This is a genomic window from Clavibacter michiganensis subsp. insidiosus (assembly GCF_002240565.1).
Taxonomy (GTDB): Bacteria; Actinomycetota; Actinomycetes; order Actinomycetales; family Microbacteriaceae; genus Clavibacter; species Clavibacter insidiosus.
Map to the genome: position 1 here is coordinate 681246 of NZ_MZMO01000001.1, position 22680 is coordinate 703925.

The following is a 22680-nucleotide window of genomic DNA, read 5'->3' on the forward strand; positions in this document are numbered from 1 at the left end:
CCCGGCGTCCCGCGGCCCGCTCCGCTAGCTGCCGGTCGCGCGCGACGCCCCGGCGTCGCGTGCGCGGCCGCCGACCTCCACCGGTCGGGCCGGCCGTGCCGCCTTCGTCCCGCGGCGTCGCCGTCCCCGCGCGGGATGGCGGTGGTCACGTGCCGCGGTCGCACGGACCCCGCGTCCGTCCTGCCGATCCCGCCTCGCCCACCCCGGCGGGAACCCGCCCGCTCCCCGAGCGCCACCCGCCTCCGATCCTCCGACGCACGCGTCCCGACGCGCGCGTCCTCCCCGCACGTCCGGCCGCACATCGGTCGACTACTTGAAGGAATGACACGTGTCCACCTCCCCGCCCGCATCGCCCGACCCGGCGCCGTCCGAGCGGCACGGCCCCCGTCCCGGCACCGTCGCCGTGCTCATGCGGCTGCTGCCGTTCGCCCGGCCCGCCATGCCCAGCATCATCGCGGGCATGGTGGTGGCGCTCGTCGGCTCGCTGCTGTCGCTCGTCATCCCGCAGATCCTCCGCGGGCTCGTCGACGGGCCGCTCGGCGACGGCGACTCCGCGGCCGTGGTGCCCGCCGTGCTCCTGATCCTCGGGCTCGGGATCCTCGAGGCGGTCATGATCGCCCTCCGCCGCTGGTTCGTGCTGAAGCCCGGCACGCTCATGGAGGCGGACATGCGGAACGCCTTCTACCGGAAGCTGCAGCGGCTCCCGGTCGCGTTCCACGACCGGTGGCAGAGCGGCCAGCTCCTGTCGCGCATGGTCAGCGACCTCAACCTCATCCGCCGGTGGATGGCCTTCGGCCTGGTGCTGTTCATCGTCAACATCCTCACGATCCTCGTGGGCATCGGGTTCCTGGTCGCCATCGACTGGCGCCTGGGCCTCGGCTTCCTCGTCTGCTCCATCCCGCTCTGGGTGTACGGCTACCTCTTCGAGCAGAAGTACTCCTCGGTGGCGCGGCTCAGTCAGGACCAGTCCGGCGACCTCGCCACGAGCGTCGAGCAGTCTGTCCACGGGATCCGCGTGCTCAAGGCGTTCGGCCGAGGCAAGCACATGCACGACGCGTTCGCCGAGCAGGCGGAGGAGCTGCGCGGCACGGAGATCACGAAGGCGAAGGCCATCGCCGGCATCTGGCTGTGGCTGCTGCTGGTGCCCGACCTGACCTTCGCGCTGGCGCTGCTCGGCGGCGTGCTGCTCGCCGCGGGCGGGCAGATCTCGGTGGGCGACCTGGTGGCGTTCTTCGCGACCGCCGCGGTGCTGCGCTGGCCGATCGAGTCGGTGGGCTTCCTCCTGTCGATGACCTTCGACGCGCGCACGGCCATCGACCGCTACTTCGAGGTGATGGACGAGGACGACGTGATCACGGATCCCGCGACGCCCGTGCGCATCCAGGAGCCCCGCGGCCACCTCGTCTTCCGCGGCGCGCGCTTCCGCTACCAGGACGCCGTCGCGGGCCAACCCGACCTGATCGACGGGGTGGACCTCGACCTCCAGCCGGGCGAGACCATGGCGCTCGTCGGCGTCACCGGCTGCGGCAAGTCCACGCTCACGGCGCTCACGACCCGGCTCTACGACGTGACGGGCGGCAGCATCGAGCTGGACGGCGTGGACATCCGCGACCTCGGGCTCGAGGAGCTCCGCCGCCGCATCGCCATGGCCTTCGAGGACGCGACGCTGTTCTCCTCGACCGTCCGCGACAACGTGCTGCTCGGCCGCCCCGACCTCGCCGACGGCGGGCCCGAGGCCGAGCGGGTGCTCCAGGAGGCGCTCGACATCGCGCAGGCCGGCTTCGTGCACGACCTGCCCGACGGCGTCGAGACGACCGTCGGCGAGGAGGGGCTGAGCCTCTCCGGCGGGCAGCGCCAGCGGCTCGCGCTCGCCCGCGCGGTCGCGGCGGCGCCGGACGTGCTGGTGCTCGACGACCCGCTCTCGGCGCTCGACGTCGACACGGAGGCGCTCGTCGAGGCGGCGCTGCGCCGCGTGCTCGCGTCCACCACCGCGCTGATCGTCGCGCACCGCCCCTCGACCGTGATGCTCGCGGACCGGGTGGCGCTCATGCAGGACGGCCGCATCATCGCGGTCGGCCGGCACTCCGACCTGCTCGCCACGAGCGAGCACTACCGGTTCGTCATCTCGAGCCTGGACGTGGAAGGGATCACCGTGCGCGAGGAGGCCTCAGCATGAGCGTCACCGGAGTCACCGGCGAGGAGAGGGACGACTTCTCCCGCGCCGAGAGCAAGCAGATCCGCCGTCGGTCGACGAAGCTGCTCGTCAGCACCATCCAACCGGTCAAGCGGACGCTGATCCTCACGGCCGCGACGATCCTCGTGGCCACGGCCGCGAACGTCGCCGGCCCCGCCCTCATCGGCGTGGGCCTCGACCGCGCGCTGCCGTCGCTGCTCGACACGGGCGACGCCACGCTGCTCGCGCTCGTGATCGGCGCGTACGTCCTGGTCGCGGTCACGGGCGCCGTGCTGGTGGCGAAGTACCAGGTGATGTCGGCGCGCATCGCGCAGGAGATCCTCCTCGACCTCCGCAAGCGCATGTTCCTGCACACGCAGAAGCTCAGCCTGGAGTTCCACGAGACGTACACGTCGGGCCGGATCATCTCCCGCCAGACGAGCGACCTCGACTCCATCCGGGAGCTCCTCAACGGCGGCATCAACCAGCTCGTGCAGGGCGCGCTCTACATGGCGTTCACCGCGATCGCGCTGTTCTCCTTCGACTGGGTGTCGGGCCTCGTGCTGCTCGCGGCGCTCGTGCCGCTGTTCTTCCTGAGCCTCTGGTTCGCCGTGAAGTCGCAGGCGCTGTTCCGCCAGACGCGCGTGAAGTCCGCGCGGCTGATCGTGCACTTCGTGGAGACCATGACGGGCATCCGCGCGGTGAAGGCCTTCCGCAAGGAGAAGCGCAACGCGGAGGAGTTCTCCGAGCACGTGGAGGGCTACCGCGACACCAACATGCGCGTGATCCAGGTGTTCGGCATCTTCGACCCGGGCCTCATCCTCATCGGCAACATCACGGTCGCCGTGGTGCTGCTCGTCGGCGGCCTCCGCGTCGCGGACGGGCAGCTCGGCATCGGCGCGCTGCTCGCGGTCGTGCTGTACACGCGCCAGTTCTTCGGGCCGGCGCAGGACATGGCGATGTTCTACAACAGCTACCAGTCGGCGTCGGCCGCGCTCGAGAAGATCTCGGGCGTGCTCGAGGAGGAGCCGAGCGTGCCGGATCCCGTGCAGCCGGTCGACCTGTGGGAGTCCACGGGCCACGTCTCGTTCGAGGGCGTCGAGTTCGGCTACGGCACGGGCAAGACGATCCTGCCGCGCTTCGACCTCGACATGCCGGCGGGGCAGACCATCGCGCTCGTCGGATCCACGGGCGCGGGCAAGACGACGCTCGCGAAGCTCATCTCGCGGTTCTACGACCCGTCCGACGGGCGCGTGGCGCTCGACGGGATCGACCTCCGCGACCTGCACCCGAAGGACCTCCGCCGCGCCATCGTCATGGTGACGCAGGAGGCGTACCTCTTCTCCGGGTCCGTGGCCGACAACATCGCCATCGGCAAGCCCGACGCGACCCGCGGCGAGATCCAGGCGGCCGCGGAGGCCGTGGGGGCGCACACGTTCATCGAGTCGCTGCCGGACGGGTACGACACGGACGTGAACAAGCGCGGCGGCCGGGTCTCGGCGGGGCAGCGCCAGCTGATCTCCTTCGCGCGGGCGTTCCTCGCGGACCCGGCGGTGCTGATCCTCGACGAGGCGACGAGCTCGCTCGACATCCCGAGCGAGCGGCTCGTGCAGCAGGGCCTCACCACGCTGCTCGCGGACCGGACGGCGATCATCATCGCGCACCGGCTCTCCACCGTCGCGATCGCGGACCGCGTGCTCGTCATGGAGCAGGGCCGCATCGTCGAGGACGGGACGCCGGACGCGCTCATCCAGGGCACGGGCCGCTTCTCGCAGCTGCACGCGGCCTGGCGGGAGTCGCTGGTCTAGCGCCGGTGCGCGGCCGCGGCCCGGGCGTCCCCCAGGGGGAGGCACCGGGCCGCGTCGCGTCCCGGCCCCGCGCGATCAGAGGCCCCGGGCGATCAGAGGTCGAGCGCGGGGGAGCCCTTCGGCAGCCATGCGTGCACGGCGTCGCCGTCCGCGGCGGTCAGCCAGCCGTCGCCGCACGTCATGGCCGCGGCGGGGGAGGGATCCGGCCACCAGGTGTCCTGCACGGCCGGCGCGGGAGCGTCGGCGGGCGCGGCGGCGCAGCCCATCCGGTCGGCCGGCGTCGCGGAGCGGAACTCGAGGATCGCGCCCTCGCCGCGGAGCGACGTCGTGATGCGGACGTCCGTCGCGTCCACGGGGATCCACGCCGGGATGCGGCCGTCGGCGTCCGCCGCCGTGGCGTAGGCCCGCGCGTCCGCCGGGGTGGTCATGCCGCCGACGGCGCTCGCCGCGCCGCAGCCGGCGAGGGTCAGCGCGAGCGCGATCGCGAGGGGCGCGGCGGCGAGGGCACGCAGGGACCGGGTGCGGGGCATACTCCCAGTCCAGCGGAGCGGAGTGCTCCGCGCATCGGCCGCGAGGCCCCGACCGTGGTCCCGGAGCATGACCCGTGCTCGGCCGTCAGGCGGACGGCGGCCGGCGGACGGCGGACGGCTGGTGGTCGTGCGTCAGCGGATCACGGGAACCAGCGGGCCGCCGCGAGGTCGACGCGGTAGCCCGCGGCCGTCGGGGCGTCGAGGAGCGGCGTGCCCTCGGCCTCGTAGCGGGAGCGCGCCTCGTCGGCGAGCCCGGTCGGCGGGTGCCCGCCCGCCCGGAGCACGCGCCACCAGGGCAGCCCGGAACCGTGGTAGCGCAGCACCATGCCGACGGCTCGGGCGCCGCGGCGGCCGAACACGGCGGCGACGTCGCCGTAGGTCATGACGCGGCCCGAGGGGATCTCGGCGACGACCTCGAGCACGCGGTCGGTGTACTCGCCGGGGGTGGCGAAGACGGCCACGCGCTAGAGCGCCAGCGCGCCGATGGCCTCGCCGTACTGGGTCTCGCCGATGACCTCGAAGCCGACGTGGGTGAAGAACTCCTCCGGGCCGTCCTCGCCCGGCTCCCACACGACCGTGAGGCGGTCGAAGCCGCGCGAGCGCGCCTCGTCCGCGAGCGCGAGGACCGCGAAGCGGCCCACGCCGTGGCCCTGCGCGTCGGCGTCGACGTTGATGCGCCAGATGCAGCTGCGGAAGATCTCCTCGTGGGCCTCGGGGTCGAAGTTGCCCATGATGAAGCCGACGACCTCGCCGTCCTCCACGACCACGCGCGGCCAGGCGGTGGTCGGGTTGACGTAGGCCTCGGCGATGGAGTGCGACACAGGGGCGACGTAGTTCTCCTGCCCCGGCTTGAGCGTCAGCGTGTTGGCCGCCACGATCGTGCGGGCGCTCAGCTCTTCGAGTGTCATGTCGCTCATGGGCACAGGGTATCGGGCGGGCCTCCGTCGGGCCAGGTGCCGTGGGCCCGGTCGGGAGGCCGGGCCGGGAGGCGGCGCCCGGGCGCGATTCGGCCCTGACCCGCCGATGTCTCGATGTCGAGAGACAGGGGTCGCCGGGTAGGCTGGCCCACGGATCCACCGGCGACGAGCCGGGCCCGGCGCGCGCCGACGGAGACGCGCACGGAGGCGACCGACGAGCATGAGGAGGACTTCGTGGAGAAGATCAAGGTAGAGGGGACCGTCGTCGAGCTCGACGGCGACGAGATGACGCGCATCATCTGGCAGTCCATCAAGGACACGCTCATCCACCCGTACCTCGACATCGACCTCGAGTACTACGACCTGGGCATCGAGAAGCGCGACGAGACCGACGACCAGATCACGATCGACGCGGCGAACGCCATCAAGAAGCACGGCGTCGGCGTCAAGTGCGCGACGATCACGCCCGACGAGGCGCGCGTCGAGGAGTTCGGCCTGAAGAAGATGTGGCGCTCGCCGAACGGCACCATCCGCAACATCCTGGGCGGCACGATCTTCCGCGAGCCCATCATCATCAGCAACATCCCGCGCCTCGTGCCCGGCTGGAACAAGCCGATCATCGTCGGCCGCCACGCGTTCGGCGACCAGTACCGCGCCACCGACTTCCGCTTCGAGGGCGAGGGCACGCTCACGATGACCTTCACGCCGAAGGACGGCTCGGAGCCGCAGCAGTTCGAGGTGTTCCAGAGCCCCGGATCCGGCGTCGCGATGGGCATGTACAACCTCGACGACTCGATCCGCGACTTCGCGCGCGCGTCGCTCTCGTACGGCCTCGCCCGGAACTACCCCGTCTACCTCTCCACCAAGAACACGATCCTCAAGGCCTACGACGGCCGCTTCAAGGACCTGTTCCAGGAGGTCTTCGAGGCCGAGTACAAGGAGCAGTTCGACGCCGCGGGCCTCACCTACGAGCACCGCCTCATCGACGACATGGTCGCCGCCTCGCTCAAGTGGGAGGGCGGCTACGTCTGGGCGTGCAAGAACTACGACGGCGACGTGCAGTCCGACACCGTCGCGCAGGGCTTCGGCTCGCTCGGCCTCATGACGAGCGTGCTCACCACGCCCGACGGCAAGGTCGTCGAGGCGGAGGCCGCGCACGGCACCGTCACGCGCCACTACCGCCAGCACCAGCAGGGCAAGCCCACCTCGACGAACCCCATCGCGTCGATCTACGCCTGGACCCGTGGCCTCGCGCACCGCGCCAAGCTCGACGGCAACGACGCGCTGAAGACGTTCGCGGACACCCTCGAGGACGTCGTCATCACGACGGTCGAGAGCGGCAAGATGACGAAGGACCTCGCGCTCCTCGTCGGCCCGGACCAGCCGTACCAGACGACCGAGGAGTTCCTCGCGTCGCTCGCGGACAACCTGCAGACGCGCCTGGCCTGATCCCGCGGGCGTCGATCCGACGCCGCCGCACGCCGAGAGGCCCCGCCCCCGTTCCGGGGCGGGGCCTCTCGCATGCTCGCGTGAACCTCACGTGTGCAGAGGGTCGACGGGGGCCGTGGATTACTCCCTACGGTTCTGCCCATCGCGTCGACGACGCGACTCCGCGACGGGGGCTCGCGCGTTCTGCGCGTCCCGAGCTCCGCGGATCCACGAGCCGGCCGACGCCGGCGACAGGAGGGAACAGCCATGCCCATCCATCGAGACCCGCAGCCGCCCGGCCGGAGGCCGCGGCTCCGAGCTGCCCGCCCGTTCGCGGTCGGCGCCATCGCGTTCGCCCTCGTGGCCGCCGGCACGACGACCGCCACCGCGGATGAAGCGCCGACCGCGTCCGTCCCCTTCGGCGCGAAGGACGGCACCTATCTCGTGACCCTGCGGGACCAGCCTGCGGCGGCGTACGACGGCACCCTCGACGGGCTGGCCCCCACGCGGGTCGAGCCGGGCGCGCGGCTCGATGCGCAGTCGGACGCCGTGCAGCGCTACTCCGACCACCTCACGCAGCTCCAGGACTCGGCCGCGGACGCGGCGGGCGTCACCCCGACCAACCGCTACTCGCTCACCGTGAACGGCTTCTCGGCCAAGCTGACGGCGGCGCAGGTCCAGGCGCTCAGCCAGGATCGCGACGTCCTGAGCGTGGAGCCCGACCAGACCCTGCACCCCACGTCCACGCCGGACTCCCGCTTCATCGGGCTCGAGGGCGACAACGGCCTGTGGTCGAAGGTGGGCGGCGTCGACAAGGCCGGCCAGGGCACCGTGGTGGGCATCATCGACACCGGCATCGCCCCGGACAGCCCCTCCTTCGCCGGGAAGCCCCTCGGCTCCACGCCCGGGGCGGACCCGTACCGCGACGGCTCCCGCATCGACTTCCGCAAGGGGGACGGCACCGTCTTCCACGGGACGTGCCAGGCGGGCGACGGGTTCACCGCCTCCGACTGCTCCACCAAGATCGTCGGCGCCCGTGCCTTCGAGGCCGGCCGGGCGGCGACGGACCGTCCGCTCGGGCCGCAGGAGAAGGTGTCCCCCCTCGACACGGACGGCCACGGGAGCCACACCGGGAGCACGGCCGCGGGCGACGCGGGCGTGACGGCGACCGCGGGCACCGTCCAGGAGACCATCGCGGGCATCGCGCCCGCCGCGAAGGTCGCGGCCTACAAGGTGTGCTGGGACGGGCCCGACCCGACGAAGGAGACCGATGACGGCTGCGAGCTGTCGGACATCGTCGCCGGCATCGAGCAGGCCACCGCGGACGGCGTCGACGTGATCAACATGTCGCTCGGCGGCGCAGGCAAGGCCGCGGACGCGTTCCAGCGCGCCCTCCTCGGTGCGGCGGACGCCGGCATCTTCGTCGCGGCAGCGGCGGGCAACAGCGGCCCCAATGCCGGCACGGTCTCGAACACCGAGCCGTGGATCACCACCGTCGCGGCGAGCAGCGTGCCGCGCAACTACTCCGGCACGGTCACCCTCGGCAGCGGGGCGGCCTTCGTCGGCGCCTCGATGACCGTGGGATCGCCCGTGTCGGGCCCCCTCGTGCGGGCGGCGGACTCCGGGGTGAAGGGCGCCACGTCCCCCGAGCTCTGCGGCGCGGGGACGCTGGATCCCGACAAGGTGCGCGGCCGCATCGTGCAGTGCGACCGCGGCATCGTCAACCGCATCGACAAGAGCGCCGAGGTGAAGCGCGCGGGCGGGATCGGCATGGTGCTCACCAACGTCAAGTCCGACTCCCAGGACCTCGACCTGCACACCGTCCCCACGGTCCACGTCGACGCCGACGCCCGGCAGGCGATCGTCGACTACGCGGCGAAGCCCGGTGCCACGGCGACCCTGACGAACGGCAACACGACGGGCGTCGAGCGCCCCGCGCCGCAGGTCGCGGGATTCAGCTCCCGCGGCGCCTCCGAGGAGGTCGACGGCGGCGACACCATCAAGCCCGACATCACCGCTCCGGGCGTGGGCATCCTCGCCGCGGTCAGCGACAAGGGCGGGAAGCCCGCATTCGCCCCGGAGTCGGGCACGTCCATGTCCTCGCCGCACATCGCCGGATTCGGGCTCGTCTACCTCGGCGTCCACCCGAAGGCGTCTCCGGCGGAGGTCAAGTCGGCGCTCATGACGACCGCGACCGACACGCTCGGCGCCGATGGCAAGCCCGCCACGGATCCGTTCGCGCAGGGAGCGGGGCAGATCGCGCCGGACCGGTTCCTGGAGCCGGGTCTCTTCTACCCGAGCGGCGCGAAGGACTGGGCCGGCTACGCCGCGGCGACGGGGCTCGCGCTGCCGGACCCGGTGGCGCCGGTGGCCCCGTCCCAGCTGAACCTGCCGAGCATCGGCGTCGGGAAGCTCATGGGATCCACGACCGTCACGCGCACCGTGACCTCGCTGGCCGCGGGCACCTGGACGGCATCCGTGCAGGGCGTGTCCCAGGCTGATGTGAAGGTCACGCCCGCGCGGCTGACGTTCACGGCTCCCGGCCAGACGAAGTCCTTCCAGGTGCGCATCACCGCGAAGCGCGGTGCGCCGTCCGACGCGTGGTCGACCGGTTCGCTCACCTGGACCGGATCCGCCGGCACCGTCCGCAGCCCTATCGCGGTGCGGCCGACCGCGGTCACCGCCCCGGCGACGGTCGACGGCACGGGCACGAGCGGGAAGGCCGACGTGACGGTCGACGCGGGCGTCACGGGCCGGATCCCTCTCACGACCGCCGGGCTCACCCGCGGCAAGCTGGTGAGCGACGGCAAGACCGACCACACCGGCAGCGTCAGCACCACCGCGGGCGAGGAGTTCAAGATCACGGTGAAGGCGGGCCAGAAGGCGCTGGTCTTCGACGCCACGCCGCTCGACGGGGCCTCGGATCTCGCGATGCAGCTCGAGAAGGTGGGCAAGACGGACCGCGATCGCACCCGGGTGAGCCTGCAGGACACGCCGTCGCTGTCGGAGCGCATCGTCGTGCCGGCACCGGCGCCGGGCGACTACTTCGTCGCCGTGCAGGCCGCGAAGCTCGCGGGTTCGGCGACGAGCGTCGACTACGACCTCACGCGGTACGACGTGCAGGGCACGGGCGGGGAGGGGTCCTTCGCGGTCTCGCCGGCTCAGCTCCCCGTCACCGCGGGGAAGAAGGCCACGTACACGGCCTCGTGGTCGGGCCTCGCGGCGGGCACCTCGTACGTCGGGCTCGTCAGCTACGGCGGGAGCGCCGCCACCACGCTCGTGGGCGTCACCACGCCCCCGGCCTCGGCGGCTCCCACCGCGACCACGGCGCCGGCCATCACCGGCACGCCGGACGTCGGGCAGACGCTGACGGCGTCGACGGGCACGTGGACCCCGGCAGGCGTCACGCTCGCCACGCAGTGGCTGTCGAACGGCACGCCCATCGCCGGGGCGACGGGATCCACGTTCCGCGTGACCTCCGCGGTCGCGGGCACGGCGCTCGCCGTCCAGGTGACGGCCACCGCATCCGACGGGCAGAAGGGCGTGGCCACCAGCCCGACCATCTCCGCCCGGGACGCGGCGACGGTGCACCTGCAGGCGACGCAACCGCAGGGCGCGGCGAGCGGCACCCTGCACGTGCAGGTGTCGGTGACCTCGGCCGCGAAGCAGGCCGCCACCGGGGTGGTGCGGGTGACCGTGGACGGCGCGGAGCACGACGTGCCCCTTGACGGCTCCGGCACGGGCTGCGCGGACCTCACGGGTGTCGCACCGGGGACGCACACGGTGCAGGCCTCCTACGTGGGCGACAACCTCGTCGGCGGGGCCGCGAGCCGCGCGCAGAGGATTCGCGTGCGCTGATCCTCGCGGGGCGACGAGCGGAGGGCGGGTGCCGGCTGGCACCCGCCCTCCGTCGTGCGTGCGGCACCCGATCAGCACACGAGAGGGAGCGGTGGTTCCTGAAAGGCTACCCCGTGGCAGGGTATCGCGCTCCGGCTCCGGCGGCGCGTGATCGGGTGGGGATCCCGCCAGGACGGGCTTCTGAGGGCCGAGGCAACTGTTACACGGCGGTAACACCCGGCCGTTCTCAGGGCGAATACCCGGGGTATGTTGAGGAGTCGCGCGTGTCGCAAGGGGTACGCGCGGGCCACTCATCCCCTCTCGAAGGACGTGTTCGTGATCCCACGCTCCCCCCGGCTCCGCTCGGAGTCCGACCGCGCATCATCCCTGCGCAGGGCGACGGCCTCCGTCGCTGCCACCGCCCTCGTCGCCGCCGGCCTCGTCACGTTCGGAGCGGGCGGCGCCTTCGCCGCCCCGGCGCCGAACGTCGCGACGCCGGCGTCCGACCTGGAGGACGGACGCTACATCGTGACCCTCGCCGACGAGGCCGCCGCGACCTACCAGGGCGGCGTCTCCGGACTCGCCGCCACCGAGGCCCGCTCGGGCACGCAGCGCGACGCGCGGTCCGCTCCCGTCTCGGAGTACACGGACTACCTGAAGGGCCAGCAGGAGGATGTCGCCGCCAGCGTCGGCGCCGACATCGACTACTCGTACTCCCTGACGGTCAACGGCTTCTCGGCCGACCTCACCGCCGAGCAGGCCTCGGCGCTCACGAGCGACCGGAAGGTCCTGAGCGTCGAGCCCGACCGGATCTACCACCCCACCTCCACCCCCGCGGTCGACTTCCTCGGGCTCACGGGCCCGGACGGCGTCTGGGCGAAGACGGGCGGCCAGGAGGACGCGGGCGAGGGCGCCGTCATCGGCGTCATCGACACGGGCATCGCGCCCGAGAACCCGTCCTTCGCGGGCGAGCCGCTCGGGATCGCCGCGGGCGACGCGCCCTACCGCGACGGATCCACGATCCGCTTCGACAAGGGCGACGGCACGCAGTTCACGGGCGCCTGCCAGACCGGCGAGCAGTTCGCCGCGGACGACTGCAGCACCAAGATCGTCGGCGCCCGCTACTTCGTGGACGGCTTCGGCACGGCGAACATCGGCGACGCCACGACGGGCGAGTACGTCTCCCCACGCGACGGCGACGGCCACGGCTCGCACACCGCGTCCACCGCGGCGGGCGAGGCCGGCGTGGAGGCCACCATCGACGGCAACCCGCTCGGCGAGACCTCGGGCGTCGCGCCCGCGTCGAAGATCGCCGCGTACAAGGTCTGCTGGTCGGGCCCCGACGGCTCCGTTCAGACCGACGACGGCTGCGCGGGCGCCGACCTGGTCGCCGCCATCGAGCAGGCGACGGAGGACGGCGTCGATGTCATCAACTACTCCATCGGCGGCGGATCCGCGGAGACCACGTTCTCCGCGACCGACGCGGCGTTCCTCGGTGCCGCCAGCGCGGGCATCTTCGTCTCCGCCTCCGCGGGCAACTCCGGCCCCGGCGCCTCCACGCTCGACAACGCGTCGCCGTGGATCACCACGGTCGGCGCGAGCACGGTCGCGGGCAACTTCGAGGCCACCGCGGAGCTCGGCGACGGGCAGCAGCTCGCCGGCTCGTCCATCACCGTGACCGAGCCGGTCTCGGGCGCGTTCGTCGCGGCCGCCTCCGTCGCCGTGGCGGTCACGCCGGCCCTCTGCGGACCCGGCGCGCTGGATCCCGCGAAGACCGCCGGGAAGATCGTGCTGTGCGAGCGCGGCACGTTCGACCGGGTCGCGAAGTCGGCCGAGGTCGAGCGCGCGGGCGGCATCGGCATGGTGCTCGTGAACCCGACGCCCAACTCCATCGACGCCGACACGCACTCCGTGCCGACCGTCCACCTCGACGCCGACGTCTACGCCGCGGTCTCCGCGTACGCGGCCACCCCCGGCGCGACCGTCACGCTGGTGCCGGACAACACGACGGGCGTCTCCGCGCCGACGCCCCAGGTCGCGGGCTTCAGCTCGCGCGGCCCGGTGCTCGCGGACGGCAGCGACATCCTGAAGCCCGACGTCACGGCGCCCGGCGTCTCGATCATCGCGGCGACGAACAACGCCGAGGGCGGCGAGCCGACCTTCGCGCTCCTCTCCGGCACCTCGATGGCGGCCCCGCACGTGGCCGGCCTCGCGCTGCTGTACCTCGGCGAGAAGCCGAAGGCGACGCCCGCCGAGGTCAAATCGGCCCTCATGACCACCGCGTACGACACGGTGGACGCGGACGGCGCGAAGGTCACGGATCCGTTCAGCCAGGGCGCCGGTCACGTCGACGCGCGTCGCTACCTCGACCCCGGCCTGCTCTACCTCAACGACCGCAGCGACTGGGGCGCGTACCTCGTGGCCCTCGGCTACGCGACGGGCGTCGATCCCGTCGACCCCTCCGAGCTGAACCTGGCGAGCATCGCGATCGGCACCCTCACGGGCTCCGAGACCGTGACGCGCGAGGTCACCTCCACGGGCCCCGGCACCTACGCGGCCAGCGTGCAGGGCCTCGCCGGCGTGCAGGCGGACGTCACGCCGTCCACGCTCGAGTTCACCGAGGCGGGCCAGACGAAGTCGTTCGAGGTCGCGTTCACGCGCACCACGGCGACCGTCGACGAGTACGCCACGGGCTCGCTCACCTGGACGAGCGCCGACCACGTCGTGCGCAGCCCCGTCGCCGTCAACCCCGTCTCCATCGCGGCCCCCGCCGAGGTGCAGGGCGCCGGCATCGACGGATCCGTGGACGTCACGGTCACCCCGGGCGCCACCGGCTCCATCGCGCTCACCGCCGAGGGCCTCGCCCGCGGCGTCGTGATCCCGGATTCGAAGGACGCCTCGTCGCCGTACACCGGCTCCGGACCCGCGAAGACGTCGGCGACCTACACGGTCACCGTGCCGGAGGGGCAGCTGGCCACGCGGATCGACCTCGACTCCGTGGACGACGCGGCCGACCTCGACCTCACGGTGACGCGCGTCGCCGATGGGAAGACGACGACGTACACGTCGGCCACCGCATCGGCCGACGAGTCCGTGACCATCGAGACGCCGGCCCCCGGCGAGTACGTGGTCAAGGTCGACGTCTTCTCGATCCCCACGGGCGCGACGGCGGCGTCGTACACGGTCACGCAGTTCGACCTGTCCACGACGTCGGACGAGGGCGCCTTCACGGTGTCCCCGAACCCGATCGACGCGGTGCAGAGCCGACCGGTCACCTACACGGCATCGTGGAGCGACCTCGAGCCCGAGACCGCGTACCTCGGCCGCGTGGCCTACTCGGGATCCGGCTTCACGACCTACGTGCGCGTCGAGTCCGGTGCCATCCCGGCGCCGGCGGCCACCGCGCCGCCCGTGATCACCGGGACCCCCGTCGCCGGCCAGACGCTCACCGCGTCGCCTGGCACGTGGGACCAGGAGGGCCTGAAGTACTCGTACCAGTGGTACGCGGACGGCAGGGCGCTCCCCGGCCAGACGCGCGCGACCTACAAGGTCTCGCCGTCGGTCGCGGGCAAGTCGATCACCGTCGTCGTGACGGCGAAGCCGGCCGAGGGCCCCACGGGCACCGCGACGAGCGAGCCCGTCGTGATCAAGCTGGCCAGCACGATCACAGTGAGCGTCAAGCCGGCCGTGCTGACGAGCGCGCAGAAGGCCGTCGTCACGGTCAAGGTCGACAGTCCGGCGAAGGCGGCGCCCACGGGCACCGTCACCGTCAAGGTCGGCGCGGACTCGTTCGAGGTCACCCTCGACGCGGCCGGCACCGGACGCGTCGAGCTGCCGGCGTACGCGAAGGGCCGCTACGCGGTCACCGCGACGTACGCGGGCGACGCCGCGAACGCGGCGAAGACCAGCGCGCCGAAGTACCTCTACGTGAGCCGCTGATCCGGCTGACGTAGCGATCGACCGCGCAGGGGCGGGTGCCGGGAGGCGCCCGCCCCTCTCGTCGTCCGGGCCCGGCGCGTCGCGGTCGCGCGGGTCCCGGTACGCGCGTCAGCGGAAGATGATCGTCCGCGCGCCGTCGAGCAGCACGCGGTGCTCCGCGAACCAGCGCACGGCCTGCGTGAGGGTGCGCGACTCCTCGTCCTGCCCGATCGCCATGAGCTCGCGCGCGCTGCGCGAGTGGTCGACCCGCACGACGTTCTGCTCCACGATCGGGCCCTCGTCGAGGTCGCTCGTGACGAAGTGGGCGGTCGCGCCGATGAGCTTCACGCCGCGTGCGTGCGCCTGCTTGTAGGGGTTCGCGCCCTTGAAGCCGGGCAGGAAGGAGTGGTGGATGTTGATGATCCGGCCGCTGAGGCGCGCGCACAGCTCGGGGGAGAGGATCTGCATGTAGCGCGCGAGCACCACCAGCTCGATGTCGTGCTCCTCGACCGCGCGGATCACGCGGTCCTCGAACGCCCGCTTCGACGCGTCGTCGGTGACGGGCACGTGCTCGAAGGGCACGCCGTAGAAGCCCGCGAGGTCGGCCAGCCTCCCGTGGTTGCTGAGCACCAGCGGGATCTCGACGGGCAGCTGGCCCGCGCGCTGCCGGAAGAGCAGGTCGTTCACGCAGTGCTCGGCGGTGGATCCCAGCACGAGCGTGCGCAGCGGCCGGCCCACCTCGTCGAGGTGCCACGTGGCGTCGTAGCGCTCGACCACGGCGGCGAGCGCGTCGGCCAGCCGGTCGTCGTCGGCCGCGCTCTGGATCTGCAGCCGCATGAAGAACCGGCCCGTGTCGGCGCTCGAGAACTGCTGCGACTCGGTGATGTCGCCGCCGGCCTCGACGATCGCGCCCGCGATGGCGTGCACGATGCCCGGGCGGTCGTCGCAGGAGAAGACGAGGACGCGGTGCGGCGGACGCGCGGGGGTGGCCTGGTCGGTCATCCCTCTAGGCTATCGACTGGCTGCGCGGGTCCCGCCGGCCCCGGGAGCACTCCCGCCGTCGACGTCCTGTGGGTCTCCATGACGAACACCTCCCCCATATTCCTGCCCGACCTCGAGCGCGCCGAGCGCTCGGGCCGCCGCCCGCGGCCCGGTGCCGACCCGTCGTTCCGCTTCCCCTGGGTCGGCATCCTCACGCTCGCCGCGTGCGTGTTCCTCAGCGTCACGAGCGAGATGCTGCCCACGGGCCTCCTCAGCGAGATGAGCGGCGACCTCGGCGTGGAGGAGTCGCGCGTCGGCCTCCTCGTCTCGGTCTTCGCGGTCGCGGTGGTCGTCTCGAGCGCGCCGCTCGCGGCCCTCACCCGTCGGGTCCCGCGGCACGCGCTGCTGCTCGCGGTGCTGGCCGTCTTCGCGACGAGCAACCTCCTCACGGCGATCGCGCCCACCTTCGAGCTCGTCACCGCGACGCGCGTGCTCGGCGGCCTGGCGCACGGCCTGTTCTGGGCGGTCGTCGGCGCGTACTCCGCGCACCTCGTGCCGCCCGCGCTCATCGGCCGGGCGGTCGCGCTCACGGTCGGCGGCGGCAGCCTCGCGTTCGTGCTCGGCGTGCCGCTCGGCACCGCGGCCGGGCAGACGTTCGGCTGGCGGGCGGCGTTCGCGGGGATCGGCGTGCTCACGCTCCTGGGGATCCTGCTCGTGTGGCGGTTCCTGCCCGCGGTCGGGCGGCCCGAGCGGGAGGCGCCCGTCGGCGTGCCCGCGGGCGGTCGCGTCGGCCTGCGGCAGCGCATGGCCGGGCAGGGCCTCGGCGGCGTGCTGCTCGTGTGCCTCACGGCGATGGTCATCATGATCGGCCACTACGGCCTGTACACGTACGTCGACCCGTTCGTCGCGCGCGTGATGCGGATCCCCGAGCAGCAGCTCAGCGCCATGCTCTTCGGCTACGGGATCGCCGGCGGGGTCGGGCTCCTCGTCGCGGGCACCGTGTTCGCGAGCCGCCCGCAGCTGGGGGTGCTCGCGGGGCTCGCGGCGGCGGCGGGCGTCAGCGCGCTCGCGTTCGTGCCCGGCCTCTGGGCCGTCGCGATCCCCGCCTTCCTCCTCTGGGGCCTGGCGTTCGGCGCGATCCCGACCCTGCTCCAGACGCGCATGCTGCACGCCGCGCACCCGTCGTTCCGCGACACGGCCAGCTCGTTCTACACGACCGCCTTCAACGTGGGCATCGGCGGGGGCGCGCTCGTGGGCGGAGCGCTGCTCGACGGGTTCGGCATCGCTGCCCTGCCGGGGGCGTTCCTCGCGGTCATGGCGGTGTCGGTCGTGCTCGTCGTGGGATCCGCGGGCCGCGCCGCCCGGGGTCGCGCGGCCGCGGCGCGCTCCGCCGGCTGAGGCCCGCGCGGCCGGTGTCCCCGGTCGCACCGGGGGCCCTTCGCCCTGCGGGAGGATGGGGGCCGTGACCACGACCCCCGCGCCCCTCGGCCTCCTCCTCGACGTCGACGGCCCCATCGCCAGCCCGATCACCCGCACCCTCGCGATCCCGAGCATCGCCGCAGACCTCGTGGAGCTCGCGGACGCCGGCGTCCCCGTCGTCTTCAACACCGGACGCTCGGACGCCTTCATCCGGGACCAGGTCGTCGGCCCGCTGCTCGACGCGGGTCTCCCGGCGGGCGCGCGCGTGCACGCGGTGTGCGAGAAGGGCGCCTCCTGGTTCTCCATCACGCCCGACGGCGCGGGGGAGGTGCACGTCGACCGGTCGCTCGCGCTGCCCGAGGCGTACATGCGCGACATGGAGCGGCTCGTGGCCGAGCGCTTCGCCGACTGGATGTTCTTCGACACCACCAAGCACGCCATGGTCTCGCTCGAGCAGCTCACAAGCGTGTCCTCCGCCGACTACCTCCGGGTGCAGCCCGACCTCGACGCGCGCGCGGTCGAGATGCTCACCCTGCACGGGCTCGGCTCGGTGCTCGAGGGCGTGGAGGTGCCCGACGCGGAGGGCGAGGTGCAGGTGCGCGTGGATCCCACGATCATCTCGACGGACGTCGAGTCGATCCGCCTCGGCAAGGACCTGGGCGCCGCGCGCGCCCTGGAGCTGCTCGCCGACAGCGGGCCGCTCCCGCTGCGCTGGCGCACGGTCGGCGACTCCCGCACCGACTACGCGATGGCGACGTGGCTGCACGAGAACGGCCACGAGGTCGCGCACGTCGACGTGCGGCCGACCGACGGGATCCCCGCGACGCCGTACCCGGTGCTCACGGCCGGCGACCTCATCCACGACGAGGCGGGCGCCGCGCTCCTGGCTCAGTGGGTGCGCATCGTGCGCGGCGAGGCGGAGGACGACTCCGCGTTCCTGGCGCCGGGGCGCTCCGCGAGCTGATCCGCGCTCCGCTGATCCGCGCGCGGCCGCCCGCCGCGCGCGCCGCGGACCCGAGGGCCCGTCCGCATCCGGACGGGCCCTTCCGCGTGTGCGCGAACGGATGTTAGCCTCGGCTAACACTTCGACGGAGAGGCCGCCATGACCCGCACCGCCCCCGAGCGCCCGCGCGCGCGTCGGCCCGTCTCGGGCCCGCGGCTCGTGCTCCTGCTCGGCCCGGCGTTCGTCGCGGCCATCGCGTACGTGGATCCCGGCAACGTCGCCGCCAACCTCACCGCCGGTGCGCGCTACGGCTACCTGCTCGTGTGGGTGCTCGTGGCCGCGAACCTCATCGCCGTGCTCGTGCAGTACCAGTCGGCGAAGCTCGGGCTCGTCACCGGGCGCAGCCTGCCGGAGCTGCTCGGCCAGCGGCTCCCGACCACGCGGCGCCGCGCATTCTGGGTGCAGGCCGAGCTCATCGCCGCGGCCACCGACCTCGCGGAGGTCATCGGCGGGGCGATCGCGCTGCACCTGCTGTTCGGGATCCCGCTCGTCGCCGGCGGCGTGATCGTCGGCCTCGTTTCGATCGGCCTCCTCGCCGTGCAGTCGCGCCACGGGCAGCGGCCGTTCGAGCTGGTGATCGGCGCGCTCCTCCTCGTGATCACCATCGGCTTCCTCACGGGCCTCGTCGTGAGCCCGCTGTCGGGATCCGGCATCGCGGGCGGCCTCGTGCCGCGCTTCGACGGGCCGGACAGCGTGCTGCTCGCCGCGAGCATGCTCGGCGCGACCGTCATGCCGCACGCCGTGTACCTGCACTCGTCGCTGAGCCGCGACCGGCACGGCGTGCAGACCGACGACGGCGTGCTCCGCCGGCTGCTCCGCGCGACGCGCTGGGACGTGATCACCGCGCTCGCCGTGGCCGGCGCCGTCAACATCTCCATGCTCCTCATCGCGGCGGCGAGCCTCGGCGGCGTGCCCGGAACCGACTCGATCGAGGGCGCGCACGCGGCCATCACGGCGTCGCTCGGGCCGGTCGTCGGCGTGGTCTTCGCGGTCGGGCTGCTCGCGTCGGGGCTCGCGTCGACGTCGGTCGGCGCCTACGCGGGCGCGGCGATCATGGGCGGCCTGCTGCACGTGAAGGTGCCGCTGCTCGCGCGGCGCGTGGTGACGCTCATCCCTGCGCTCGCGATCCTCGCGATCGGCGTGGACCCGACGACCGCGCTGGTGGTCAGCCAGGTCGTGCTGAGCCTCGGGATCCCGTTCGCGCTCGTCCCGCTCATCCGCCTGACGGGCGACCGCCGCGTGATGGGCGCGCACGTCGACCGGCCGCTCACGCGCATCGCGGCGTGGGTCGCGGTGTCGCTCGTGGTGGTGCTCAACGTCGCGCTCGTGGTGCTGACCTTCACGGGCTGAGCCGGGCGTCGGCCTTGGCGCGCGCTCAGCCGGCGTCGGAGACCCACACCGCGGACGCCGCGGCGGCCGTGAGCGGGCGGCGCGCGGATCCGTCGACCGTCACGACCACGGCGGACGGGTCGTGCGGGTCGGCCGACGCGCCCGCGCGCACGAGCGTCGCGTCGAGCCCGATGCCGTGCTCGGCGAGCTCGCGCAGCAGGCGCGGGTCCTCGTCGGAGATGCGGCGCACGCGCATGGGCCGGTCGGCGGCGGCCTCCGCGAGCCGGGTCGCGTCCGGCAGGTGCGGCTCCCCGTCGGCCGAGGGGATGGGGTCGCCGTGCGGATCCCGGGACGGGTGCCCGAGGTGCGCGTCGATGCGCGTCACGAAGTCGTCGGAGACCGCGTGCTCGAGCACCTCGGCCTCGTCGTGCACCTCGTCCCAGCCGTAGCCGAGCACCTCCACGAGGAACGTCTCGAGCAGCCGGTGGCGGCGCACCATCTGGATCGCGTGGCGGCGCCCGTCGTCGGTGAGCTCGATGCTGCCGTACGGCCGGTGCTCCACGAGGCCCTGCGCGGTGAGGCGGCGGATCCCGTCGGACGCGGTGGCGGGCCGGATCCCGAGCCGCTCGGCCAGGCGGCTGACGGTCATGGGCTGGTCGGTCCACTCGGTGGCGGTCCAGATGAGCTTGAGGTAGTCCTGCGCGGCGCTGGAGAGCTCGTCGACGGACATGCGCCCATGGTACCGAGCAGCCCTTCCCGGTACCCGGCCGCCCGAGCGGTGCAAGCTGGAGCGGACCGCGGGCAGGGACGCCCGCGGCGGATCCGATGGAGGAACCACATGCACTACCGGAATCTCGGGAACAGCGGCGCGGTCGTCTCGACCTACGCGCTCGGCACCATGACCTTCGGCGCGGAGGCGGACGAGGAGACCTCGGGGCGCATCCTCGCGGCGTACGTCGAGGGCGGCGGCACGTTCATCGACACGGCGGACGTCTACACGTCGGGCGTCTCGGAGGAGATCGTCGGCCGCTGGCTCGCGGCCCACCCGACCGAGGCCGACCAGCTCGTCGTCGCCACGAAGGGCCGCTTCCCGATGGGGGAGGGGAACAACGACGTCGGCACCTCGCGCCGCCACCTCGCCCACGCGCTCGACGACTCGCTCCGCCGCCTCGGCGTGGACACGATCGACCTGTACCAGATGCACGCCTGGGACGCCGTGACCCCGCTCGAGGAGACCCTGCGCTTCCTCGACGACGCCGTGCGCGCCGGCAAGATCTCGTACTACGGCTTCTCCAACTACCTCGGCTGGCAGCTGACGAAGGCGGTCGGGCTCGCGAAGGCGCTCGGGTACACGCCGCCCGTGACGCTGCAGCCGCAGTACTCGCTGCTCGTGCGCGAGATCGAGTCGGAGATCGTGCCCGCGTCGCTCGACGCCGGCATCGGGCTCCTGCCGTGGTCGCCGCTCGCGGGCGGCTGGCTCACCGGCAAGTACCGCCGCGACGAGACGCCCACCGGCGCCACCCGCCTCGGCGAGGACCCGGAGCGCGGCATGGAGGCGTTCACGCCGCGGAACGGCCAGGAGCGCACGTGGGCGATCCTCGACGAGGTGCGCCGGATCGCCGACGCGCACGGATCCAGCTCGGCGCGGGTCTCGCTCGCGTGGCTCGAGGCGCAGCCGGCGGTGACCAGCGTGATCCTCGGCGCCCGCACCGTGGAGCAGCTCGAGGACAACATGGCCTCCGCCGACCTCGAGCTCACGGCCGACGAGATCGCGTCGCTCAGCGCGGTGAGCGCGCCCGTGGTGTCCGACTACCCGTACGGCCCGGCCGGCGTGCAGCAGCGCCACCGCGCGATCGACGTGCGCGGCTGAGCCCGCCGCCGGCCGTCCCCTCGTCCGCCCCGGCGACGCGGGGACGGCCGGCCCCCGGCGCCCGGGGCGTGATCCGCACGCGCAGCACGCGCCGGCGCACCACGACCTCGAGGGTCAGCTGCCCGCGGCGGGCGAGGACCACGGCGACGACCGCGGCGGCCAGCGCCGGCATCCCGCCGGACACGACCATGCCGGCGTGCACGCCCCACGCCTCGACGATCCCGCCCATGAGCGGCCCGCCGATCGCCTGGCCGCCGAGCAGCACGAGCACGTAGACGCTCATCACGCGCCCGCGGATGGCCACGTTGCTGGAGAGCTGCACGAGCGAGTTCGCCGCGGTCTGGAACAGCAGCGACGCCATGCCCACCGTCACGAGCAGCACCGCGAACGGCGCGATGCCCGGCATGAGCCCCGCGGCGGCCTGCAGCAGCCCGGTGATCCCGACGCCCACCACGATGGCGCGCAGCCGCACGGTCGCGCGGCGGGTCGAGAGCAGCGCGCCCGTGAGCGCGCCGATCGCCACCATCGAGTTGAAGAACCCGTAGCCGCCCGCGCCCACGTCGTAGACCTGGCTCGCGAACGCCGCGAGCAGCACGGGCATCGTGAGCCCGAAGACGCTGAACACCGCCACGAGCACGACGGGCCACAGGATCGTCGGCTTGGAGCGCGCGTACCGGAGGCCCTCCGCGAGCTGGCCGCGGCGGCGCGGGGCGGGCGGGATGCGGATCAGGTCGCGGGTCTTCAGGCTCCACAGCGTGAGCACCACGACGACGCACGCGAGGGCGTTGATCGCGAACGACCAGCCGGCGCCGACCGCGAGCAGCAGGATGCCGCTGAGCGCGGGGCCCACCATGCCGCCGAGCTGGAACACCGACGAGTTGACGCTGATGGCGTTCCTGAGGTGCTTCTGCCCGACGATCTCCGTCACGAACACCTGCCGGGCCGGGTTGTCGATCACCGTCACGAGCCCGGTCGCGAACGCGATGGCGAAGATGTGCCACGCCTCCACGGCGCCCGACAGCGTGAGCACGGCGAGCAGCGCGCTGAGGAGCGCGTAGGTGCCCTGCGTGATCATCATCAGCATCCGCTTCGAGCACCGGTCGACGATGACGCCGCCGAGCAGGCCGAAGAGCAGCATCGGCGCGAACTGCATCGCGACCGTGATCCCGACCGCGGTGACGCTGCCGGTGAGCTCGAGCACGAGCCAGTCCTGGGCGATGCGCTGCATCCAGCCCGAGGTCATGGCGATGACGTTGGAGGCCGTGAACCGACGGAAGTTCGGCACGCTCAGGGCGATGAGCGTGTGGCGCCACGGCGGGCGCTGGGTCTGGATCGGGAGCGGGGCGGTCGGGGGGAAGGCGTTCGGCGGGGTCACGGTGTTCCTGCGGTGGCGGTCGCGTATGGGTGGCGTCGGTTCTGCATGGATGGGCTCGGCGTCGAGCCGCGACCGACGCTACCCGCGGGCTT

General features: G+C 73.1%; 15 protein-coding genes. 9 read left to right on the plus strand and 6 right to left on the minus strand.

All coding sequences use genetic code 11. The features are described 5' to 3' along the window. Nucleotides 1-328: 328 nt before the first annotated feature. Both B5P21_RS03605 and B5P21_RS03610 read left to right on the plus strand, forming a co-directional pair. Nucleotides 329-2176 (plus strand): ABC transporter ATP-binding protein, encoded by a 1848-nt coding sequence (locus tag B5P21_RS03605; RefSeq protein ID WP_094170769.1) that lies wholly within the window; start codon nt 329-331, stop codon nt 2174-2176. Further along, nucleotides 2173-3981 (plus strand): ABC transporter ATP-binding protein, encoded by a 1809-nt coding sequence (locus B5P21_RS03610; protein WP_094170770.1) that lies wholly within the window; start codon nt 2173-2175, stop codon nt 3979-3981. The genes B5P21_RS03605 and B5P21_RS03610 overlap by 4 nt, the downstream gene beginning before the upstream one ends. A 92-nt stretch (nt 3982-4073) precedes the next feature. Here B5P21_RS03610 and B5P21_RS03615 read toward each other — a convergent pair whose 3' ends face one another. The 3 genes from B5P21_RS03615 to B5P21_RS03625 all read right to left on the minus strand — a co-directional run bounded on the left by B5P21_RS03615 (nt 4074) and on the right by B5P21_RS03625 (nt 5428). Beyond that, nucleotides 4074-4511, minus strand: a complete 438-nt coding sequence (locus tag B5P21_RS03615) for a hypothetical protein (RefSeq protein WP_236688710.1) — start codon at nt 4509-4511, stop codon at nt 4074-4076. A gap of 140 nt (nt 4512-4651) precedes the next feature. Beyond that, complete coding sequence (locus B5P21_RS03620; protein ID WP_045529539.1) at nt 4652-4972, minus strand: MGMT family protein; 321 nt, start codon at nt 4970-4972, stop codon at nt 4652-4654. A 3-nt stretch (nt 4973-4975) separates the two neighbouring features. Further along, nucleotides 4976-5428 (minus strand): GNAT family N-acetyltransferase, encoded by a 453-nt coding sequence (locus tag B5P21_RS03625; RefSeq protein WP_015491133.1) that lies wholly within the window; start codon nt 5426-5428, stop codon nt 4976-4978. Between the two features lie 234 nt (nt 5429-5662). Here B5P21_RS03625 and B5P21_RS03630 point away from each other — a divergent pair, with 234 nt between their 5' ends. The 3 genes from B5P21_RS03630 (at nt 5663) to B5P21_RS03640 (ending at nt 14632) form a co-directional block, all read left to right on the plus strand. Continuing rightward, complete coding sequence (locus tag B5P21_RS03630; RefSeq protein ID WP_045529537.1) at nt 5663-6877, plus strand: NADP-dependent isocitrate dehydrogenase; 1215 nt, start codon at nt 5663-5665, stop codon at nt 6875-6877. 246 nt (nt 6878-7123) lie between these two features. Next, nucleotides 7124-10714: a S8 family serine peptidase gene (locus B5P21_RS03635; RefSeq protein WP_094170771.1), complete on the plus strand. Its 3591-nt coding sequence runs from the start codon at nt 7124-7126 to the stop codon at nt 10712-10714. A 309-nt stretch (nt 10715-11023) separates the two neighbouring features. Further along, nucleotides 11024-14632: a S8 family serine peptidase gene (locus tag B5P21_RS03640; protein ID WP_094170772.1), complete on the plus strand. Its 3609-nt coding sequence runs from the start codon at nt 11024-11026 to the stop codon at nt 14630-14632. Between the two features lie 108 nt (nt 14633-14740). On the opposite strand, the gene purU is transcribed toward B5P21_RS03640, so the two are convergent. Next, nucleotides 14741-15613 carry a formyltetrahydrofolate deformylase gene (purU, locus tag B5P21_RS03645; RefSeq protein ID WP_094170773.1) on the minus strand — a complete coding sequence of 291 codons (873 nt, stop codon included), beginning with the start codon at nt 15611-15613 and terminating at the stop codon, nt 14741-14743. 78 nt (nt 15614-15691) lie between these two features. Between purU and B5P21_RS03650 the strand changes: the two genes are divergently transcribed. The 3 genes from B5P21_RS03650 to B5P21_RS03660 all read left to right on the plus strand — a co-directional run bounded on the left by B5P21_RS03650 (nt 15692) and on the right by B5P21_RS03660 (nt 19364). Beyond that, nucleotides 15692-16990 (plus strand): MFS transporter, encoded by a 1299-nt coding sequence (locus B5P21_RS03650; protein ID WP_094170774.1) that lies wholly within the window; start codon nt 15692-15694, stop codon nt 16988-16990. Between the two features lie 55 nt (nt 16991-17045). Continuing rightward, the gene (locus tag B5P21_RS03655) at nt 17046-17975 is read left to right on the plus strand and encodes an HAD family hydrolase (protein WP_045529531.1); all 930 of its coding nucleotides are present in this window, start codon (nt 17046-17048) and stop codon (nt 17973-17975) included. 138 nt (nt 17976-18113) lie between these two features. Next, the gene (locus B5P21_RS03660) at nt 18114-19364 is read left to right on the plus strand and encodes an Nramp family divalent metal transporter (RefSeq protein ID WP_045529529.1); all 1251 of its coding nucleotides are present in this window, start codon (nt 18114-18116) and stop codon (nt 19362-19364) included. 25 nt (nt 19365-19389) lie between these two features. On the opposite strand, the gene B5P21_RS03665 is transcribed toward B5P21_RS03660, so the two are convergent. After that, nucleotides 19390-20073, minus strand: a complete 684-nt coding sequence (locus tag B5P21_RS03665; RefSeq protein WP_045529527.1) for a metal-dependent transcriptional regulator — start codon at nt 20071-20073, stop codon at nt 19390-19392. Nucleotides 20074-20181: 108 nt separating this feature from the next. On the opposite strand from B5P21_RS03665, the gene B5P21_RS03670 reads away from it, so the two are divergent. Beyond that, complete coding sequence (locus B5P21_RS03670; RefSeq protein ID WP_045529525.1) at nt 20182-21213, plus strand: aldo/keto reductase; 1032 nt, start codon at nt 20182-20184, stop codon at nt 21211-21213. Here the strand turns inward: B5P21_RS03670 and B5P21_RS03675 are convergent. Further along, nucleotides 21122-22588, minus strand: a complete 1467-nt coding sequence (locus B5P21_RS03675; RefSeq protein WP_045529523.1) for an MFS transporter — start codon at nt 22586-22588, stop codon at nt 21122-21124. The two genes, B5P21_RS03670 and B5P21_RS03675, sit on opposite strands and share 92 nt — an antisense overlap. Between the last annotated feature and the right edge of the window lie 92 nt (nt 22589-22680).

Coding starts and splice junctions, on each gene's coding strand:
- B5P21_RS03610 (WP_094170770.1), top strand. CDS start 2,173: ATGAGCGTCACCGGAGTCACCGGCGAGGAGAGGGACGACTTCTCCCGC.
- B5P21_RS03650 (WP_094170774.1), top strand. CDS start 15,692: ATGACGAACACCTCCCCCATATTCCTGCCCGACCTCGAGCGCGCCGAG.
- B5P21_RS03670 (WP_045529525.1), top strand. CDS start 20,182: ATGCACTACCGGAATCTCGGGAACAGCGGCGCGGTCGTCTCGACCTAC.
- B5P21_RS03660 (WP_045529529.1), top strand. CDS start 18,114: ATGACCCGCACCGCCCCCGAGCGCCCGCGCGCGCGTCGGCCCGTCTCG.
- B5P21_RS03635 (WP_094170771.1), top strand. CDS start 7,124: ATGCCCATCCATCGAGACCCGCAGCCGCCCGGCCGGAGGCCGCGGCTC.
- B5P21_RS03625 (WP_015491133.1), bottom strand. CDS start 5,428: ATGAGCGACATGACACTCGAAGAGCTGAGCGCCCGCACGATCGTGGCG.
- B5P21_RS03615 (WP_236688710.1), bottom strand. CDS start 4,511: ATGCCCCGCACCCGGTCCCTGCGTGCCCTCGCCGCCGCGCCCCTCGCG.
- B5P21_RS03655 (WP_045529531.1), top strand. CDS start 17,046: ATGGGGGCCGTGACCACGACCCCCGCGCCCCTCGGCCTCCTCCTCGAC.
- purU (WP_094170773.1), bottom strand. CDS start 15,613: ATGACCGACCAGGCCACCCCCGCGCGTCCGCCGCACCGCGTCCTCGTC.
- B5P21_RS03665 (WP_045529527.1), bottom strand. CDS start 20,073: ATGTCCGTCGACGAGCTCTCCAGCGCCGCGCAGGACTACCTCAAGCTC.